This is a genomic window from Roseateles sp. P5_E11 (assembly GCF_054049355.1).
In genome coordinates, this window is the sequence record NZ_JBFUMO010001001.1 from 1 (window position 1) to 1,213 (window position 1,213).

Consider the following 1,213-nt stretch of genomic DNA (forward strand, 5'->3'; position numbering starts at 1 on the left):
GCGCGCTACCGGGCCAGGGCGGCGGACTACGCCAGGCAGTTCGGCTACGGCAGCTACGTCGTCGGTGAGGTCAGCATCAACAGTGACGAAGCCGGACCGCGCCCGATGATGGGCGTGATGCGCATGAAGGCCGAAGCCGCCGACATGGCGCTGCCGACCGAAGCCGGCAAGGCGACCGTGACGGTGAATGTCAGCGGTTCAGTGCAACTGACGAAATGATCAAACTGCGGTCCAGCCGCCGTCCATGGCCCAGGCCTGGCCGCGCACGTTGATGGCGGCGTCCGAGCACAGGAAGACGGTCAGGGCGCCGAGTTCGTCTGGCGTCGTGAACTGCAGCGACGGCTGCTTCTCGGCCAGCAGGCGGCGCTTGGCCTCGTCGTTGCTGACGCCGTCCTTTGCGGCCAGCGCGTCGACCTGCTTCTGCACCAGCGGCGTCAGCACCCAGCCGGGGCAGATGGCGTTGACGGTCACCGGCGATGTCGCCGTCTCCAGCGCGATGCTCTTGGTGAAGCCGACCAGGCCATGCTTGGCGGCCACATAGGCCGATTTCTGCGCCGACGCCACCAGGCCGTGGGCCGAGGCCATATTGATGATGCGGCCCCAGTTCTTCTTCAGCATGCCGGGCAGCGCCAGGCGCGTCGTGTGGAAGGCGGAGGTGAGGTTGATCGCGATGATGGCGTCCCACTTCTCTACGGGGAAGTCCTGCACCGGCGCGACATGCTGGATGCCGGCGTTGTTGACGAGGATGTCGATGCCGCCGAACTCGGCGTCGGCATAGGCCACCATGGCCGCGATGTCGGCCGGCTTGCTCATGTCGGCGCCGTGATAGCCCACCTTGACGCCCAGCGCCGCGACCTCGGCCTTGGGGCCTTCTACGTCGCCGAAGCCGTTCAGGATCAGGTTGGCGCCCTGGCGCGCGAGCGCGAGGGCCACGCCCAGGCCGATGCCGCTGGTGGAGCCCGTGACGAGGGCGGTCTTGCCTTTCAACATGGAGGGTCCTTCTTGGTTGCTAGGATGACTCAAAGGATTGCATCATGACCCAGCCCCAACTGCGCTTCGTCAATTGCCTGGACAGCACCGGCCTGCACCGGATGGCTTATTGGGAGTGGGCCGGCCCGAGCGCCGACGCACCGGTACTGGTCTGCGTGCATGGCCTGTCACGGCAGGGGCGGGACTTCGACGCCCTGGCTCGCGCCGTGAGCGACCGCTATCG

The 1,213-nt window shown here is 67.0% G+C and carries 3 protein-coding genes; 2 read left to right on the plus strand and 1 reads right to left on the minus strand.

The features are described from left to right. Positions 1-219: SIMPL domain-containing protein (locus ACXJKR_RS32880; RefSeq protein WP_457326435.1), on the plus strand; the 219-nt coding region annotated here is incomplete at its 5' end. Here the strand turns inward: ACXJKR_RS32880 and ACXJKR_RS32885 are convergent. Further along, the gene (locus ACXJKR_RS32885; protein ID WP_056197930.1) at positions 220-990 is read right to left on the minus strand and encodes a 3-hydroxybutyrate dehydrogenase; all 771 of its coding nucleotides are present in this window, start codon (positions 988-990) and stop codon (positions 220-222) included. Positions 991-1,034: 44 nt separating this feature from the next. Here ACXJKR_RS32885 and ACXJKR_RS32890 point away from each other — a divergent pair. Continuing rightward, the coding region (locus ACXJKR_RS32890; RefSeq protein WP_457326436.1) for an alpha/beta fold hydrolase at positions 1,035-1,213 on the plus strand (179 nt) is incomplete at its 3' end.

What these genes read in the sequence shown, in the direction of transcription:
- ACXJKR_RS32885 (WP_056197930.1), bottom strand. Translation starts at nt 990, where the DNA reads ATGTTGAAAGGCAAGACCGCCCTCGTCACGGGCTCCACCAGCGGCATC.